This is a genomic window from Streptomyces coacervatus (assembly GCF_029223485.1).
In the GTDB taxonomy this organism is placed as follows: domain Bacteria; phylum Actinomycetota; class Actinomycetes; order Streptomycetales; family Streptomycetaceae; genus Streptomyces; species Streptomyces coacervatus.
Window position 1 is genome coordinate 364,917 of the sequence record NZ_JARHTP010000010.1, and the last position, 17,489, is coordinate 382,405.

Here is a 17,489-nt window from a genome sequence, read left to right on the forward strand (position 1 = left end):
GGCGGCTCGGCTCCGTATGCCTCGACGGTGCCGTGCACCGGCGGGCTGCCGGCACACGTGAGCCGGTCACAACCGTGCGGGGCAGTCCGGCTGACCGCCGTTTGTGGGCGGCTCACGGTTGCGGGTCAGCGCCGGAATTGCACCGGCTTCCCCCCGTACGGTGTGATGACGACCCCGCCATGCTACCGGCCCGTAGGAATGGGCTGGGAGCCGCCTGTGAGGCGTGCGCGCGGCTTCACGTCACCATCGGCACCCGTACCGCTGCCTCCGTCGGCTGGCACAGGACCAGGGCCAGGTCGTCGACGGGGTGGCTGCCGGCGTGGGCGTGGGCGCTGGAGCACAGGTGGGCGAGTACCTCCTCGGGGAGCGGTTCGCTCAGGGCGCGGGCTGCCACCGGGAGGAGGGGCAGGGGTGTGCCGTCCGGCGCGCGGGTCTCGGTGAGGCCGTCGGTGTAGAGGAGGAGCCGGTCGCCCGGCTGGAGCAAGGCGCGCTGCAGGCGTGGCTCGGGGTGCAGTCCGAGCGGGGTGGTCGGGGCGAGGGGTTCGAGGAGCTCCACGCGCCGCCCGGACCGCAGCGGCGCCGGATGGCCGCAGTTGACCAGGCGGACCTCGCCGGGCACGAACTCGGCGAGTACGGCGGTCACGAAGTCCTCCGGGCCCAGCTCCGGGGTGAGCCGTCCGTCCAGGGCGGTGGCGAGCTTGGGCAGATCGGGGGTCGTGTAGGCCAGTTCGCGGAACGCGGTGAGCGTCTCCGCGGTCAGCCGCAGTGCGGTCAGGTCGTGGCCGCGGACGTCGCCGACCAGCACCCGCAGTCCGTACGGCGTCACCGCGACGTCGTACAGGTCGCCGCCGATCGACGACTCGGGGGCGGCAGAGTGGTATCGCGTGCAGACGTGCGTACCTGCGAGATTGCGGGAGATCGGCCGCAGGATCACCCGTTGCGTGATCCGGGCCACCTCGCGGGCCGCGCCGAGAGCCGCCTCAAGGGTCGTGCGCCGGTGTGCCGCGTAGACGGAGATCGCACTGCCCAGCAGCAGGCCGCCGAGGCGTACTAGAAAGTCCCCGTGCGACAGCACGCCATGGCCGATGCCCGTAGTCATCGCGAGCGCGGCGGTCGCGCAGGAAACGGCGGCGGTGGCCCGGGCGTTCAGCCACACACACGCCACCAGAGGCACGATCAGCAGCAACAGGACCAGGGGAAACAGCTGCACGGTCGTCCCGGTGTCCATGGCGCCCATGGGCAGCCCCTTGTTCCCTCGCCCCGCACAGTGAGGTCCGAATATCCCCCATCAATCCTTCACGGAGAGTGAGTTGTCAGACATCGACTGAATGCGTTCGTGACTGACATCTGTTGGCTTCATTGCTTCCGTGTGGAGGTGATCGCTCCTTCCGGGCACGGGATCGCGGCAGACTTTCCCGCGTGCCTGGGAAGACGGTCGGGGGCGGCCTCGGCAACCTGCCTCCGGAGAACCGCAGCTTCATCGGCCGGGAGATCGAACTCGCCCGGCTGGTACGGGAGTTGGGCGATCCGGCGGGAAGCCGGACACTGACCCTCGTGGGGGTCGGCGGGGTCGGCAAGACCCGCCTCGCCCTGCATGCCGCCGCCCGGGCCCGGGCGGCGTACCCGGACGGCGTCTGGCTGGTGGAGCTCTCCGCACTGCACACCGCCGGCCTGGTGCCCCTCGCCGTCATGGAGGCGCTCCGGCTCGCCGACCAGACGACGGACTCGGCGACCGCGGCGGTCGCCGCCTGGGCCCGGGACAAGCGGCTGCTGCTGATCCTCGACTCCTGCGAATTCCTGCCAGACGACTGCGCGGCCCTCGCCGCGGACCTGACGGCCGCCGCGCCCGGGCTGCGGGTCCTCACCACCAGCCGGGCCCGGCCGGCGCTGCCCGGGGAGCGGCTCCTGACGGTGGATCCGCTGCCGGTGAGCGACCCGGAGGACGAGAAACAGGCCGACGCCGACACCCTGTTCGCCGAGCGGGCCAGGTCCGTCGTGCCCGGCTTCGAGCTGGGCCCGGCCACCCGGCGGCAGGTCGCCGCCGTCTGCCGGGGCCTCGACGGCATACCGCTCGCCATCGAACTCGCCGCCGCCCGTCTGTCCGAGCTCACCCTCGACGAACTGCACACCCGACTGGGCGCACGAGCGTCCGGCACCGACCGGAACCCGGCCCCCGGCAGCCGCACCGCCCGCCTCGACCTGCTGACCTCCGACACGGACGAGGGCCAGCCGCGCCACCGTGCCCTGCGCACCACCATCGGCTGGAGCCACGAGCTGTGCGCCCCGCTGGAACGCCTGCTCTGGGCCAGGCTGTCGGTCTTCGCGGGCGGCTTCCGCCGGGACGCCGCCACCTGGGTCTGCTCGGGCGGCCCGCTGCCCGCCGACCGGGTGGCCGGGCTGCTCGACCGGCTTGCGGCCCGGTCGATCGTGCGGCACGACGGCACCGCGCGGGCCCGCTACCGGATGCTCGACACCGTCCGCGAGTACGGCGCCGACTGGCTGCGCGAACTGGGGGAGGAGCAGGCGGTACGGGACCGGCACCGCGACCACTACCGCCGGCAGGCCCGGCAGGCATGGGCCGAGTGGAACACCGGGCGGCAGGCCGGCTGGTCCGCGTGGGTCCTCACCGAGCACGCCAACCTGCGCGCCGCCATGGACTACGCCCTCGACGGCCCGGACCGCGGCCCTGCCCTGGAGATGGCGGGCGACATCGGCTTCCTGTGGCGGCACTGCGACCATCTGCGGGACGCACAGCACTGCCTCGACCGGCTGCTCGCCGAGGAGCAGCCGCCCGGCGAGGCCCGCACCCGCGCGCTGTGGGTGCGGGGCGCGGTGGCGATCATGCAGGGAGACCTGCGGACGGCGGCCGACCACGCGGTCCTGTGCGCCGACTCGGCACGGGAGGACGAGGACCCCGTGGCGCAGGCCGCCGCGGAGTACCTCCGGGGCACGCAGCTTCTGCTCAGCGGACACCTCGCCGAGGCGGTCGACGTGCTCGCCGCCCCACCCCGGCTCCCCGTCCGGGACGACGGCTTCGGGGCCGTCCAGTTCCAGACGACGCTCACGCTGGCCATGGCACACCAGTTGCGGGGCGAGAACGACACCGCGCGCGCCCTCGCCGTCGAGGTGCGCACGGACTGCGCCGAGCGCGACGAGCACTGGTCGGGCTCGGTGGCCGAGTACCTCATCGCCCAGGACGACCTGGCCCGGGGCGATGCGCGCGCGGCCGCCCGGAACGCCCGTACGGCGATCGCCAAACAGGCACCGATGCGCAACATCGTCGCAGCCGCCGCGACCCTCGACCTGCTGGCCGCCGCACTCGCCGCGGCCGGAGAGCCCCGCCGCGCGGCCCGCCTCCTCGGGATCGGCAGCCGCATCTGGGAGCTGACCGGCGGCGACCGCCTCAACTCCCCCGACCTCATCGCCGCCCGCCGGACGAACGAACTCCACATCCGCAACGGGATCGGCGACGAGGTATACGCGCGGGCGTACGCCGAGGGGCGCGCGATGTCGTACGAGGAGGGCCTGGCGTACGCGGCGAGTGACGGTTGATCGCGAACCAGGCCCGCCGTATCGCGATCCAGGCCTGCCGTATCGCGATCCAGGCCTGCCGTATCGCAATGCCCGTCATGTCACGACGGCCATCGCGTCCACCTCGACCAGCACCCCTTCCCTGACCAACTGCGCCACCACCGTCGTACGAGCGGGCAGCGGTGCGCAGTCCGCGAAGAACTCCCGGTAGACGCGGTTGAATTCGGCGAAGTGGCCGCGGTCGGCCAGATAGCAGGTGCAGCGCGTGATCGACCGCCGGTCGCCGCCCGCCGGATCCAGCGGCCCCTGCCCGCAGGTGAACAACAACGGCCCGCTGCGCACGCCCTGGGAGAGCGGCGGCGCGCTGCCGTCGGGGCAGGGGATGAAGGGCGCGCGGTCGGTACGCATGGCTTCGAGGCGCCGCGGCCGACGCGCGGGGTAAGTCCGCTGCGGTACGACAGCGCCCTGAAGGGGCGAGGGGAACTGCGCGACCAGCCACGATGGCGCTGCAGACGGCCGACGGCACATCGCGGCCCCGTGGCGGAGCCGCAAATCGGCACAGCCAGTGGAGCGCTTAGCGCATGTCAAACGGCCACGTACGTCACCGGATCGCCCCCCGCCACCGCCTCCGCCCGCCCCAGCTTCACCAGCCGCCGCAGATGCGCCTCGGCCTCCGAGACCGCGATGTTCCTTGATCCGTAAGGGATTTGGGCCCAGGGGCGGTTCCACTCCATGCGCTCGGCGACCTGCCACGGCGTGAGCGGCTCGACCAGCAGCGACTGGAGCCCGGTGAGCCGCTGCTCGTGGTGGTCGAGCAACTCGCGTACGCGGGTGGATGCGTCGGCGAACACGTACTGGTGGGCGGGGAGCACCTCGGCCGGGGCGAGACGGCCCACCCGCTCCAGGGAGTCGAGGTAGTCACCGAGGGGGTCCGTGACCGTGGCGTCGTCGGGATCCTCGTAGAGACCGATGTGCGGGGTGATCTCGGGGAGCAGGTGATCGCCGGAGAACAGCCGCCCGTGGCCGGGGAGTTGGGCCGGGTGCTCCTCCTCCAGGTGGAGGCAGACGTGGCCGGGGGTGTGCCCCGGCGTCCAGATCGCCCGCAGTCGCCGCCCCGGGAGGTCGAGGAGCTCGCCGGGGACGATCTCCCGGTCGGGCAGGGCGGGGGAGAAGCCCGGCAGGGTGGTGCGGGGGGCGGCGTCCCGGAGCGGCGCCACATGCTCCTCGGGCGCGCCGGCGGCGACGAGCTTGGCGGTCATGTACGAGAACCAGCGCCCGGGCCGGGTCTCCCGGGTGCGCCGCACGATCGCGGTGTCCGCGGCATGCATGGCGATCCAGGCCCCGGACGCCTCGCGCACCTTGCCGGACAGGCCGTGGTGGTCGGGGTGGTGATGGGTGATCACCACACCATGGATCTCCCCGATCGAGGTGCCGCAGGCCGGCAGGCTCTCGGCGAGCGTGTCCCAGGAGCCGGGATCGTCCCACCCGGTGTCGACCAGCACCGGCCCACGGTCGGTGTCGACGACGTACACGAGCGTGTATCCGAGGGGATTGTCCGGAATGGGGACTCGGACGGACCGTACGCCGCCGCCGTGGTCGCTGACCTGTGTCCTGGACTCCGTCATGGACTCCCCTGTCGCCGCGTTCCGGCCACTATAACTAGAACGGGTTTCGATGGGAGCCCAAGTCACCCTTCCGGGCTGCTGTGAGGTCTGTGGACTCCTCCCAGTGGAACTGGTATCAGTTCCGTATCTGATGAACCGTCAGAGTCAGCTCCCGGGAAGGCAGTCGGCCATGACCGAGCTCGTGGAACACGGACAGCTGTTCATCGGCGGGGAGTTGACCGACCCCCTGGGCAAGGACGTCATCGAGGTGATCTCGCCGCACACGGAGGAGGTCATCGGGCGGGTGCCGCACGCCGCGCGGGAGGACGTCGACCGGGCGGTGGCGGTCGCCCGTCGCGCCTTCGACGAGGGGCCCTGGCCGCGGATGTCGCTGGACGAGCGGATCGAGGTCGTCACCCGGATCAAGGACGCGATCGCCGTACGGCACGAGGAGATCGCCCGCGTGATCTCCTCCGAGAATGGTTCGCCGTACTCCTGGAGCGTCCTCGCGCAGGCCCTCGGCGCGATGATGGTGTGGGACGCGGCGATCACGGTCGCCCGGAACTTCACATACGAGGAGACACGCGACGGCGTGCTCGGGAAGATCCTGGTGCGGCGGGAGCCGGTCGGGGTCGTGGCGGCCGTAGTCCCTTGGAACGTCCCGCAGTTCGTCGCCGCCGCCAAGCTCGCGCCCGCGCTGCTCACCGGCTGCACGGTGGTGCTCAAGCCGTCGCCCGAGTCGCCGCTGGACGCGTACATCCTCGGCGAGATCACGCGTGAGGCCGGCCTGCCGGAGGGCGCGCTGTCGATCCTCCCCGCGGACCGCGAGGTCAGCGAGTACCTGGTCGGGCACCCGGGGATCGACAAGGTCGCCTTCACCGGATCGGTGGCGGCAGGCAGGCGCGTGATGGAGGTGGCGTCCCGCAATCTCACCCGCGTGACACTGGAGTTGGGCGGCAAGTCGGCGGCGGTCGTCCTGCCGGACGCGGACGTGGCGACCACGGTCGCGGGTGTGGTCCCGGCGGCCTGGATGAACAACGGCCAGGCGTGCGTGGCCCAGACCCGCATCCTCCTGCCTCGCTCGCGTTACGACGAGTTCGCGGAGGCCTTCGCGGCGGCGGCGGGCGCGCTGGTGGTCGGCGACCCGCTGGACCCGGCGACCCAGGTCGGCCCGCTGGTCGCACAGCGCCAGCAGCGCCGCAACCTCGACTACATCCGCATCGGCCAGGAGGAGGGCGCCAAGATTCTCACCGGCGGCGGCCGCCCACCGGGCCTCAGCCGCGGCTGGTACGTCGAGCCGACGCTCTTCGGCGACGTCGACAACTCGATGCGGATAGCCAGGGAGGAGATCTTCGGCCCGGTGATCTGTCTGCTGCCCTACGGCGACGAGTCCGAGGCCCTGAAGATCGCGAACGACTCGGAGTACGGGCTGAGCGGCAGCGTCTGGACGGCGGACGTGGCACACGGCATCGAGGTGGCACGGCAGGTCCGTACGGGCACGTACAACGTCAACACCTTCAGCCTGGACATGCTGGGCCCGTTCGGCGGCTACAAGAACTCGGGCCTGGGGCGGGAGTTCGGCCCCGAGGGGTATGGGGAGTACTTGGAGCACAAGATGATCCATCTGCCCGCCGGCTGGGAGGGCTGAGAGACCATGGGCGACCGCTGGCACGTCGAGGTCGACCGCTCCGTCTGCATCGGCTCCGCCCAGTGCGTCCACCGCGCGAACGGCGCCTTCCGCCTCGACTCCGCCATGCAGTCCCACCCCGTCGAGCCGGACACCGACGCCAACGAACGCATCCTGGAGGCGGCGGAGAACTGCCCCGTGGAGGCGATCGTGATCACCCTGCTGGGGAGCGGGGAGCCGGTGTTCCCTCCGGAGGAGTAAAGCCAGTACCTGCCCGAAAAAATCTCCCTTTCGGCGGGTTCATCTTCCCTTGGGCGTTCTATTCTGGTATTGGCCTACGGGACGAGTGAGGGAGTCCGAACCGGAGTAGCCGACTCTGGCGTGAAGCAGTCAGTCCGCTGGTGCCGACGTCGACGGTCCGGGCTGAGAGGCCGGAAGGCCGTGGATCGAAAGATCCGCGACCGGAAGGCGACCTCCACTACCTGATCCGGGTAATACCGGCGCAGGGAACCCGTCTCGTAGGTCCTTTGCGTGTCCAGGTCCCTTTGCGTGTCCAGGTCCTTTGTGTGCCTAGGCTCGCGCTTCCGGATCCGTGAGGTCGATCAGCCGGCACACCGTCTCGATGTCGATCTTCACCTGGGCGATCGACGCCCGGCCCGACAGCCAGGTGATCAGCGCCGAGTGCCAGGTGTGCTCGATGACCCGGACCGCGGACAGCTGCTCGGGAGTCGGGTTCTCCAGGCCCATCGCGTCCAGGATGATCACGGTGGTCTGGCGCGAGACCTGGTCGACCTCGGGCGAGACGCTGCGGTCGGCGAAGGTGAGGGCGCGGACCATCGCGTCGGCGAGGTGCGGCTCGCGCTGCAGTGCGCGGAAGGCCCGCATCAGGGTCTCGGCGACGCGCTCGGCGGCCGTGGCACCCTGCGGCGGCTTCTTCCGGAGGGTGCCGTGCATGTGCTCCAGCTGGTCCTGCATCGTGGCCACCAGCAGATGGATCTTGGACGGGAAGTAGCGGTAGAGGGTGCCGAGGGCCACCTGCGAGGACTCCGCGACCTCACGCATCTGCACCGCGTCGAAACCGCCCCGGCTGGCCAGCTGCGCGCTCGCGTGCAGGATGCGCCGACGACGCGCTTCCTGCCGCTCGGTCAGCGGCGCAGAGGCAGGCTGCGAGGTACTGGCTTCCACCTTGGCCACCTTGGCTTCCGCAGGCATGGGTCCCGTTCCGTGGTCCGTGTTCCGTGTTCCGTGACAGTCCGTGAGGGCCAGGGCGGGCCCTGGTGATCGGACCGAGCATGGCAGGGTGGTCGTCGTGGCGCGAATCACCTGATCCACTGCTCACCGTGCCCCTACCTGCCGGTAGATTCAGAGCCTCCTGGACGATCAAGTCTGAAACTTGTTCTAGATTAGCGTCCCGGCGTAATCTCGCGGGACAGTGCACGCAGAAGGGGGCCCAGAGTGACCGCTGAGGCCAGTCAGGCGGGTCCCCAGGAGGACCTCGCCGCCGACGGCGAGCGACCGCTCCACATCGCGCTCCTCACCTATAAAGGGAACCCGTTCTGCGGCGGCCAGGGCGTCTACGTCCGCCACCTCTCGCGCGAGCTGGCCCGCCTCGGCCACCGCGTCGAGGTCATCGGCTCCCAGCCGTACCCCGTCCTCGACGAGGGCGCGGACTACGCGGGCCGCCTGACCCTGACCGAACTGCCGAGCCTCGACCTCTACCGCTCGCCGGACCCCTTCCGCACCCCGAAGCGCGACGAGTACCGCGACTGGATCGACGCGCTGGAAGTCGCGACCATGTGGACCGGCGGCTTCCCGGAGCCGCTGACGTTCTCGCTGCGCGCCCGCCGTCATCTCCGCGCCCGGCGCGGCGAGTTCGACGTAGTGCACGACAACCAGACCCTGGGATATGGGTTGTTGGGGGATGTGGGCGCCCCTCTGGTCACCACGATCCACCACCCCATCACCGTGGACCGGCAGCTGGAGCTGGACGCCGCCGAGAACTGGAAGCAGCGGTGGGGCAAACGGCGCTGGTACGCCTTCACCCGCATGCAGAAGCGCGTCGCGCGCCGCCTGCCCTCGGTGCTCACCGTCTCCGGCACCTCCCGCCAGGAGATCGTCGACCACCTCGGCGTACGGGACGACCGTATCCACGTGGTCCACATCGGCGCCGACACGAACCTGTTCTCGCCCGACCCGTCGGTGCCCGTGGTCCCGGGCCGGATCGTGACGACGTCCAGCGCGGACGTCCCGCTCAAGGGCCTGGTGTTCCTGGTGGAGGCGCTGGCGAAGGTGCGCACCGAGCACCCGGACGCCCATCTCGTCGTGGTCGGCAAGCGGCCCACGGAGGGCCCGGTGGCGGGGGCCGTCGAGCGCTACGGCCTGGAAGGCGCCGTCGAGTTCGTGAAGGGCATCTCGGACGCCGAACTGGTCGACCTGGTCCGCTCGGCGGAGGTCGCCTGCGTCCCGTCCCTGTACGAGGGCTTCTCCCTCCCGGCGGCCGAGGCGATGGCGACGGGCACGCCGCTGGTCGCCACGACCGGCGGCGCGATCCCCGAGGTCGCCGGCCGGGACGGGGAAACGTGTCTTGCGGTGCCGCCGGGCGACCCGGGGGCGCTCGCGGCCGGTCTGAGCCGCCTGCTGGGCGACCCGGAGCTGAGGGTGCGGCTCGGCCGCGCGGGACGCGAGCGGGTGCTGCGGCACTTCACCTGGGCCCGGGCCGCCGAGGGAACCGTGGCCCGGTACCGCGAGGCCATCGGCCGTCCTGCGGGTGCCGCAACCGAAGCTTCGACAAGTGTTACCGGCGTCTATTCCGAAAGCAGGGCCACGTGCTGACCGTCGACTTCTCCCGGTTCCCGCTCGCCCCGGGCGACCGTGTCCTGGACCTCGGATGCGGGGCCGGCCGGCACGCGTTCGAGTGTTACCGGCGCGGCGCGCAGGTCGTGGCGCTCGACCAGAACGGCGAGGAGATCCGCGAGGTCGCGAAGTGGTTCGCGGCGATGAAGGAGGCCGGGGAGGCGCCGCAAGGTGCCACCGCCACCGCCATGGAGGGTGACGCGCTCGCGCTGCCCTTCCCAGACGAGTCCTTCGACGTCGTGATCATCTCCGAGGTCATGGAGCACATCCCGGACGACAAGGGCGTACTCGCCGAGATGGTCCGGGTGTTGAAGCCCGGCGGCCGCATCGCGATCACCGTCCCGCGCTACGGCCCCGAGAAGGTCTGCTGGGCGCTGTCCGACGCGTACCACGAGGTCGAGGGCGGCCACATCCGCATCTACAAGGCGGACGAACTGCTCGCGAAGATCCGTGAGGCGGGCCTGAAGCCGTACGGCACGCACCACGCGCACGCGCTGCACTCGCCGTACTGGTGGCTGAAGTGCGCGTTCGGCGTCGACAACGACAAGGCGCTGCCGGTGAAGGCGTACCACAAGCTGCTGGTCTGGGACATCATGAAGAAACCCCTGGCCACCAGGGTCGCCGAACAGGCCCTCAACCCCCTGATCGGCAAGAGCTTCGTTGCGTACGCGACCAAGCCCCACCTGCCGAAGCTCAACGAGGCCGGGGCGGACGCCAAGTGACGACCCCCCGGACAGAACACCTCGTCCTGCCCGGGGTCCTCACCGCCGAGCAGGCTGCCGCCACCGTGCGCGGCATCCTCGCCGTGCAGCGGGAGGACGGCGCGATCCCATGGTTCCGAGGACACCACCTGGACCCCTGGGACCACACCGAGGCCGCCATGGCCCTGGACGCGGCGGGCGAGCACGAGGCCGCCGAGCGGGCGTACGAATGGCTCGCGCGGCACCAGAACGAGGACGGCTCCTGGTACGCGGCCTACGCCGACGGCGACTTCGCGGAGGTCACCGACCGCGGACGCGAGACGAACTTCGTCGCGTACATCGCGGTGGGCGTGTGGCACCACTACCTGTCGACGGGTGACGACACGTTCTTGGACCGCGTGTGGCCGTCCGTCTACGCGGCGATCGAGTACGTCCTCCGACTCCAGCAGCCCGGCGGCCAGATCGGCTGGAAGGGCGAGGACGACGGGACGTTCACGAAGGACGCGCTGCTGACCGGCTCCTCGTCCGTCCACCACGCGCTGCGCTGCGCGCTCGCCGTGGCCGAGCAGCGCGAAGAGCCGCAGCCGGACTGGGAGTTGGCGGTCGGAGCCCTGCGGCACGCGATCCGTCGTCACCCCGAGCGGTTCCTCGACAAGGACCGCTACTCGATGGACTGGTACTACCCGGTACTGGGCGGCGCGTTGACGGGTACGGAGGCCAAGGCCCGTATGGAGGAGGGCTGGGAGCGCTTCGTCGTGCCCGGCCTCGGCGTCCGCTGCGTCGTCCCCAACCCGTGGGTCACGGGCGGCGAGTCCGCCGAACTCGCCCTCACCCTCTGGGCGATGGGCGAGTCGGACCGCGCACTGGACGTTCTGCAGTGGATCCAGCACCTGCGGGACGCGGACAGCGGTCTGTACTGGACGGGCTACGTCTTCGAGGACGAGGCGATCTGGCCGCGCGAACTGACCACCTGGACAGCGGGATCGCTGTTGCTGGCGGTCGCCGCCCTCGGCGGCCATGAGGCGACCTGCACGGTGTTCGGCGGTGAGCAGCTGCCGAGGGGGCTGGATCCGGACTGCTGCGCCTGAGACCGAGAGGTCAGCGGTTCAGTGGCGCTGCATCCGTCCGGCAATCGCGTGGCCGACGAACAGGTAGACCACCGCGGCGAGGCCGTAGCCTGCGATCACGCGGGCCCAGGCCTTGTCGAAGGTGAACAGGTCACGCGACCAGCCGGCCAGCCAGTCGGCCGCGTTGTGGACGAACTGCACCAGGTCGTTGGCACGGTTGGCGTCCAACAGGTACATGAGGATCCACAGGCCCAGGATGAGGGCCATGATGTCGGCGACGATCGCTACGACCGCCCCGGCCCGATTGCCGCTGCTATATCGAGACATACCTTGCGGATTGCCGCCGAATCCTTGATGAAACCTGAACGAGTTCCGTGCCTATGAGTTCAGCTCCGCCAGCACCCGCAGTGACTCCCGGTCCGGAGACAGGGCCAGAAGATCCGTCACCGGCCCCTTCCGCCACAACTCCAGCCGCTCGGCGATCCGTTCACGCGGCCCGACCAGCGAGATCTCGTCGGCGAAGGCGTCCGGCACGGCGAGCACGGCCTCCTCGCGCCGCCCCGACAGGAACAACTCCTGGATCCGGCGGGCTTCGTCCTCGTACCCCATGCGTGCCATCAGATCGGCGTGGAAGTTGCGAGCCGCGTGGCCCATTCCGCCGATGTAGAAGCCGAGCATGGTCTTGACGGGCAGCAGGCCTTCGGCGATGTCGTCGCAGACCTGGACGCGGGCCATGGGGGCGACGAGGAAGCCCTCGGGAAGATCCTCAAGTGCCGGTCCATAGACGTCCGGTCGGGTCGGCGACCAGTACAGGGGAAGCCAGCCGTCGGCGATACGGGTCGTCTGCGCGACGTTCTTGGGACCTTCGGCGCCGAGCAGGATGGGGAGGTCGGGACGGACGGGGTGCGTGATGGACTTCAGGGGCTTCCCCAGGCCCGTGCCGTCCGCCCCGCCGTACGGATGCGAATGGAACCGCCCGTCGAGCACGACCGGCGCCTCGCGCCGCAACACCTGCCGTACGACGTCGACGTACTCCCGGGTCGCGGTGAGCGGCGACTTGGGGAACGGCCTTCCGTACCACCCCTCCACCACCTGCGGCCCCGACAGCCCCAGCCCGAGCATCACGCGCCCGCCGGAGAGGTGATCGAGGGTGAGGGCATGCATGGCGGTGGTGGTCGGCGACCGGGCGGCCATCTGAGCAACGGCCGTACCCAGCTTGATCCTTGACGTCTGGGCGGCGATCCAGGTCAGCGGTGTGAAGACGTCGGATCCCCACGACTCGGCGGTCCATACGGAGTCGTATCCGAGCCGTTCGGCTTCCTGCGCCAGCGGTACGTGGTCGGGGGAGGGGCCGCGGCCCCAGTAGCCGAGGGCGAGACCGAGTCGCATGGCGCCTCCATCAGGTATCTGACGGTAAGTCAGTTTCGGGGCTGCGACTGTACGACAACGGCCCCCCGCCCGGAAGGGCGAGGGGCCGGTCGTGAAGCGGGTGTGGTGTCAGCCGCGCTGGATCCCGGAGGTGTCCTGCAGCACGCCACGGCGGCCGTCCTGCGTCTGGGCGACCAGACCCGGGCCGCGCTGCTCGACGGCCAGGTACCAGGTGCCCGGCGCGAGTTCGGCGATCGGGGTGGGCGAACCGTCCTCCGAGAACAGCGGCCGCGGCACCGGAACGGCGAACCAGAACGGCGAGAAGTCCCCGGCGGGCGCCTGCGGAGCCTGCGCCTGCTGCGGCTGCCCGGGCTGCGGCTGCGCCCCGTAGGGCTGCCCGGCCTGCGGCTGGCCGCCGTACTGCGGCTGCTGCTGTCCGGCGCCGGGGTAGCCGTAGCCACCGGGGGGCTGGGCGCCGTAGGGCTGGGGGGCGGCGGGCTTGGGGGCGGGGATCAACGCGGCCTGGAGGGCGGGGACGAGGGGGGTGGCGATGGCGGCGCCGGCCATGATCAGGGTGGCGACGAGCGCGAGGATCAGGCCAATGCCGGCGTCGGGGCCCGCGGAGGAGGTCTCGCCTACGTTGTTCGCGCCACCGGCCGGGTCGAAGACGTTGCCGAGCGCGCTCCAGGCGGCGAAGACCGTGAAGGCGACGCCGAACTGGCCGAGGTCGAGACCGGCGACCTTGGGGGCCTGCGGCAGTCCTCGGGCGACGACGATGAGCGCGGCGCCGATGAGGCCTGCCAGGGTGACACCCAGCAGGAGCGGTCCGCTGCCCCAGGCGTTCGGCATGCTGACGCCCGAGGCACCGTCGACGGAAAAGATGTCGAGGAACGACGCGATGAACAGCAACACCGCTGCCCCGATCACCACGCCGTCGCCTCGAGTGAGGGAGCGGATATTCACTTCAGGTCCTTCGTCAGTCGTCTCGTCGTCGGTAGACACTACCGTTCGCCCGACCAAGGCGTCCGCCGGGATCAGCCCGCTGATCACGAACCGTGCAGGAAACTCACGATTCCTTCAGAGATTCCTTGTGCCGCCTTCTGTCGCCAGGCCCCGCTGGTGAGCAGTGCCGCGTCCTTGCTATCGCGCATGTTCCCGCATTCGATGAACACCTTGGGAACCGTTGACAGATTGAGACCGCCCAGGTCCGTGCGCGTGACGATGCCGGTGCCGTTGCCGACGTAGTTGGAGGGCGCGCTGCCCGTGACGCGGACGAAGTAGCCCGCGATGTGCGCGCCGAGGTCGGCGGAGGAGGCGACGATGGGGCGGGTGTCGGCGGCGCCCGCGTGGACGGAGCCGGGAAGGATGACGTGGAAGCCGCGGTTGCCGGTGGCGGAGCCGTCCGCGTGGATGGAGATCGCGGCGTCGGCGTGGGCCTTGTTGCCGATCTGCGCCCGCTGGTCCACGCAGGGGCCCCAGGCGGGGGAGTTGCCGTCGTGGGTCAACTTCACCGTGGCGCCCTGTTTCTCCAGGAGCGCCTCCAGCCGGTGGGACACGTCCAGCGTGAACTGGGCTTCCGTATAGCCCGAGTTGGTGGACGTACCCGTGGTGTCGCATTCCTTCGAGTTCGTACCGATGTTCACCTTGCGGTTGATCTCGGTCGTGTGCTGGAAGTTGCCGGGGTTGTGGCCGGGGTCGATGACGACGACCTTGCCCTTGAGGGGGCCGGAGGCGGCGGGTGCCGACGAGGTGGGGGAGGCGAGGGTGGGCGTAGAGCTGCCGGTGTTCCTGGCGTCGTCGGCGGGGGCGCTGGACGTCGCCGTCGCGGAGGTCCGTACGGTCGCCTGACTCGCCCCGCCGTCACCGCCCGCCCCTCCCACTGCCTCGTACACCAGCCACCCCAGCAACGCGCCCGGCACCAGCGCGGCGACCGCCACGGTCAGGGGGCCGCGACGGGGGCGGCGCGGCTGGGGATGCTCGAATTCCGGGCCTACGTACGACACGTCTGCGACTCTAACCGGGCCCTCAGATCCCTGCTCCCGTTCGCCGCAGCACGCGCAGCGAGTCGGTCACCGAGACCTCCGTGAAAGCGCCGGAGCCGAGGGCCCGGAGGTAGACGCGGTAAGGGGCCTGCCCGGTGAACTCGTCCTTCGGGTCCGGAAAGACGTCGTGGATGAGAAGCAGGCCGCCTTCGGCCACATGGGGGGCCCAGCCCTCGTAGTCGGCGTTCGCGTGCTCGTCGGTGTGGCCGCCGTCGATGAAGACCAGGCCGAGCGGAGTGCCCCAGAACTTCGCGATCTGCGGGGAACGGCCGACCAGCGCCACCACGTGCTCCTCCAGCCCGGCGCGGTGCAGCGTCCGCCGGAACGTCGGCAACGTGTCCATCAGCCCGATCTCCGGGTCCACGGTCTCCGGGTCGTGGTAGTCCCAGCCCGGCTGCTGCTCCTCGCTGCCGCGATGGTGATCGAGGGTCAACGCGGTGACGCCGCCCTCGCGGGCCGCGTCGGCAAGCAGGATCGCGGAGCGCCCGCAGTACGTCCCGACCTCCAGCAGCGGCAGCCCGAGCGCGCCTGCTTCGACGGCGGCGGCGTAGAGCGCGAGCCCTTCGTCCACAGGCATGAACCCCTTCGCCGCTTCGAAGGCAACCAGGATCTCGGGCTTGGGGGCGGCCGCGGCCATGGGGTTCCTTCCGGTCGTACGTGGGTCCGGCCACCATGCTGCCGCACCCCCCGTCACTTCTATGACAGGGGGTGCGGCAACACTTTTGCTTTTCAGGGGCGCGGGGAACTGCGCGACAAGCCACGACGAAGCCGCACACGCCAGACGGCCTGTCGAGGCACCCCACTAGGCGCTACGCGCTGACCGTCTCCCCCGGCAACGGCAGATCCAGCTCAACCGCCCCCTCCTCACCGTGGTGAGTCGCGGACGATGCAAGCGGCCCATGCCCGGAGGCCCGTGCGGCCAGCACATAAGCCCCCTGTGCCGGCACGGCCAGTGCATAGCTGCCGTCCTCGTCGGAGAGCGTCGCACCCGCCTGGCGGCCCCGGCGGTCGATCAGCGTGACCTTGGCCCGGGCGACCGGAACGCCGTCGGCACCGAGCACACGCCCCCGGAAGCCCCGCAGAACCTCCTCGGCCTGCTCCACGACAGCGGCGTCGTCCTCGCTGCTGGCGCGCAGCTGCGGCGCACGGTTCGGCTTGGGCAGGAACAGCGCCATCACCAGCCCGATGGCAACCGCACCGGTAGCAATGAGGAAGGACACCCGGAATCCGTGCATCGTCGGGATCTCGACCCCGCCGACGTTGTTCGCCGTGTTCGCCAGCACCATGCCGATGACGGCGCTCGACACGGACGTACCGATGGAACGCATCAACGTGTTGAGACCGTTGGCCGCACCCGTCTCGGACGCAGGCACCGCACCCACGATCAGCGCGGGCAGCGACGAGTACGCAAGGCCGATGCCCGCGCCCAACACCACCGCGATGACAAGGCTCTGCCAGGCCGCGCTCATCAGGCCCAGCCCCGCGCCGTAGCCGATCGCGATGATCAGCATGCCGAGGATCAGGGTGACCTTGGGGCCGTACTTCGCCGACAGGCGGGCGTAGACCGGCGCCGTGAACATCATCGTCAGGCCCAGCGGAGCGACCAGCAGGCCCGCGACGACCATCGACTGGCCGAGGCCGTAGCCGGTCGCCTTCGGGAGCTGGAGCAGCTGGGGGAGGACGAGGGAGACGACGTAGAAGGAGACACCGACCATGATCGACGCCAGGTTGGTGAAGAGGACCGCCGGGCGGGCCGTGGTGCGCAGATCGACCAGCGGAGCCTTGGAGCGCAGCTCGAACACGCCCCACAGGACCAGGACGACGGCCGACGCGGCGAACATGCCCAGCGTGGAGCCGGACGTCCAGCCCCAGTCGCTGCCCTTGGTGATGGGCAGGAGGAAGAGCACCAGGCCCGCGGAGAGGCCGAGCGCGCCCAGCACGTCGAAGGAGCCCTCGGCGCGCATCGGGGACTCCGGTACGACGAGGAGGGTGAGGAGGATCGAGAGGGCGCCGAGGCCTGCGGCGCCGTAGAAGAGGGCGTGCCAGTCGGCGTGCTGCGCGATGAGAGCCGCGAGCGGCAGGGCGAGGCCGCCGCCGACGCCGATCGAGGAGCTCATCAGGGCCATCGCCGAGCCGAGCTTCTCGCGGGGCAGCATGTCCCGCATCAGGCCGATGCCGAGCGGGATGGCGCCCATCGCGAAGCCCTGGAGCGTACGGCCGGCGATCATCGGGAGCAGGGTGCTGGTGAGCGCGCTGACCAGCGCGCCGACCACCATCACCGCGAGGCTGAGTATCAGCATCCGCCGCTTGCCGTAGAGGTCGCCGAGGCGGCCCATGATCGGGGTGGCCACGGCGCCCGAGAGCAGTGTCGAGGTCAGGACCCAGGTGGCGTTGCTGGGTGCGGTGTCCAGCAGCTGCGGCAGGTCCTTGATGACCGGGACGAGCAGGGTCTGCATCACCGCGACGACGATGCCCGCGAAGGCGAGCACCGGGACGACGGCCCCGCTCGCCCGCCGGGCGGGCTGTTCGGTCGTTGTGTGCGTCATTGAGTGAGGCCTCCAGGCCGTACAGAGTGAAGAGCTGTGCGAGATAAGTGGTGGGTAAACCTCGTATGCACAGGCAACTATTCCGTTGCTTCGGGTCTCTAATGAATTCTTGACCCGGACATGGGAATCTGATCGGCCGTCAGGCCTGGC

The 17,489-nt window shown here is 70.6% G+C and carries 16 protein-coding genes and 1 riboswitch; of the genes, 6 read left to right on the forward strand and 10 right to left on the reverse strand.

Translation table 11 applies throughout. The features are described from left to right. Window positions 1-63: 63 nt before the first annotated feature. Window positions 64-192: riboswitch (cobalamin riboswitch) on the reverse strand. Window positions 193-235: 43 nt separating this feature from the next. After that, window positions 236-1,237 (reverse strand): PP2C family protein-serine/threonine phosphatase, encoded by a 1,002-nt coding sequence (locus P2Q00_RS26050; RefSeq protein ID WP_275775155.1) that lies wholly within the window; start codon window positions 1,235-1,237, stop codon window positions 236-238. Between the two features lie 182 nt (window positions 1,238-1,419). On the opposite strand from P2Q00_RS26050, the gene P2Q00_RS26055 reads away from it, so the two are divergent. After that, window positions 1,420-3,552, forward strand: coding sequence for an ATP-binding protein (locus tag P2Q00_RS26055; protein WP_275775157.1), 2,133 nt, complete (start codon window positions 1,420-1,422; stop codon window positions 3,550-3,552). A gap of 75 nt (window positions 3,553-3,627) precedes the next feature. Here the strand turns inward: P2Q00_RS26055 and P2Q00_RS26060 are convergent, their stop codons facing one another. Then, window positions 3,628-3,939 (reverse strand): RidA family protein, encoded by a 312-nt coding sequence (locus P2Q00_RS26060; protein ID WP_275775159.1) that lies wholly within the window; start codon window positions 3,937-3,939, stop codon window positions 3,628-3,630. Window positions 3,940-4,115: 176 nt separating this feature from the next. Next, on the reverse strand, window positions 4,116-5,156 hold the full coding sequence (locus tag P2Q00_RS26065) for a Strvi_7410 family MBL fold metallo-hydrolase (protein ID WP_275775161.1): 1,041 nt from the start codon (window positions 5,154-5,156) through the stop codon (window positions 4,116-4,118). 169 nt (window positions 5,157-5,325) lie between these two features. Here P2Q00_RS26065 and P2Q00_RS26070 point away from each other — a divergent pair, with 169 nt between their 5' ends. Beyond that, window positions 5,326-6,783, forward strand: a complete 1,458-nt coding sequence (locus P2Q00_RS26070) for an aldehyde dehydrogenase (RefSeq protein ID WP_275775162.1) — start codon at window positions 5,326-5,328, stop codon at window positions 6,781-6,783. A gap of 6 nt (window positions 6,784-6,789) precedes the next feature. After that, window positions 6,790-7,023 (forward strand): ferredoxin, encoded by a 234-nt coding sequence (locus P2Q00_RS26075; protein WP_275775163.1) that lies wholly within the window; start codon window positions 6,790-6,792, stop codon window positions 7,021-7,023. 309 nt (window positions 7,024-7,332) lie between these two features. On the opposite strand, the gene P2Q00_RS26080 is transcribed toward P2Q00_RS26075, so the two are convergent. Then, a complete protein-coding gene (locus P2Q00_RS26080; protein WP_275775164.1) occupies window positions 7,333-7,974 on the reverse strand; it encodes a TetR family transcriptional regulator in 642 nt (213 codons plus the stop codon). A gap of 243 nt (window positions 7,975-8,217) precedes the next feature. Between P2Q00_RS26080 and P2Q00_RS26085 the strand changes: the two genes are divergently transcribed. The 3 genes from P2Q00_RS26085 to P2Q00_RS26095 are packed head-to-tail and all read left to right on the forward strand — an operon-like array spanning window position 8,218 to window position 11,404. Next, complete coding sequence (locus tag P2Q00_RS26085; RefSeq protein WP_275775165.1) at window positions 8,218-9,594, forward strand: glycosyltransferase family 4 protein; 1,377 nt, start codon at window positions 8,218-8,220, stop codon at window positions 9,592-9,594. Next, a complete protein-coding gene (locus P2Q00_RS26090; RefSeq protein WP_275775166.1) occupies window positions 9,588-10,337 on the forward strand; it encodes a class I SAM-dependent methyltransferase in 750 nt (249 codons plus the stop codon). The genes P2Q00_RS26085 and P2Q00_RS26090 overlap by 7 nt, the downstream gene beginning before the upstream one ends. Continuing rightward, window positions 10,334-11,404, forward strand: coding sequence for a prenyltransferase/squalene oxidase repeat-containing protein (locus P2Q00_RS26095; RefSeq protein WP_275775167.1), 1,071 nt, complete (start codon window positions 10,334-10,336; stop codon window positions 11,402-11,404). The genes P2Q00_RS26090 and P2Q00_RS26095 overlap by 4 nt, the downstream gene beginning before the upstream one ends. Window positions 11,405-11,422: 18 nt before the next feature. Here the strand turns inward: P2Q00_RS26095 and P2Q00_RS26100 are convergent, their stop codons facing one another. The 6 genes from P2Q00_RS26100 to P2Q00_RS26125 all read right to left on the reverse strand — a co-directional run bounded on the left by P2Q00_RS26100 (window position 11,423) and on the right by P2Q00_RS26125 (window position 17,339). Continuing rightward, the gene (locus P2Q00_RS26100) at window positions 11,423-11,710 is read right to left on the reverse strand and encodes a hypothetical protein (protein ID WP_275775168.1); all 288 of its coding nucleotides are present in this window, start codon (window positions 11,708-11,710) and stop codon (window positions 11,423-11,425) included. 51 nt (window positions 11,711-11,761) lie between these two features. Beyond that, window positions 11,762-12,772 (reverse strand): LLM class F420-dependent oxidoreductase, encoded by a 1,011-nt coding sequence (locus P2Q00_RS26105; RefSeq protein ID WP_275775169.1) that lies wholly within the window; start codon window positions 12,770-12,772, stop codon window positions 11,762-11,764. Between the two features lie 108 nt (window positions 12,773-12,880). Continuing rightward, window positions 12,881-13,714: a DUF5336 domain-containing protein gene (locus P2Q00_RS26110; RefSeq protein WP_275775170.1), complete on the reverse strand. Its 834-nt coding sequence runs from the start codon at window positions 13,712-13,714 to the stop codon at window positions 12,881-12,883. Window positions 13,715-13,797: 83 nt separating this feature from the next. Then, window positions 13,798-14,754, reverse strand: a complete 957-nt coding sequence (locus P2Q00_RS26115) for an N-acetylmuramoyl-L-alanine amidase (RefSeq protein ID WP_275775171.1) — start codon at window positions 14,752-14,754, stop codon at window positions 13,798-13,800. A 22-nt stretch (window positions 14,755-14,776) separates the two neighbouring features. Next, window positions 14,777-15,430, reverse strand: coding sequence for a class I SAM-dependent methyltransferase (locus tag P2Q00_RS26120; protein WP_275775172.1), 654 nt, complete (start codon window positions 15,428-15,430; stop codon window positions 14,777-14,779). Between the two features lie 172 nt (window positions 15,431-15,602). After that, entirely contained in the window at window positions 15,603-17,339 is a 1,737-nt protein-coding gene (locus P2Q00_RS26125; RefSeq protein ID WP_275775173.1) for an MFS transporter, read from the reverse strand. Window positions 17,340-17,489 lie beyond the last annotated feature (150 nt).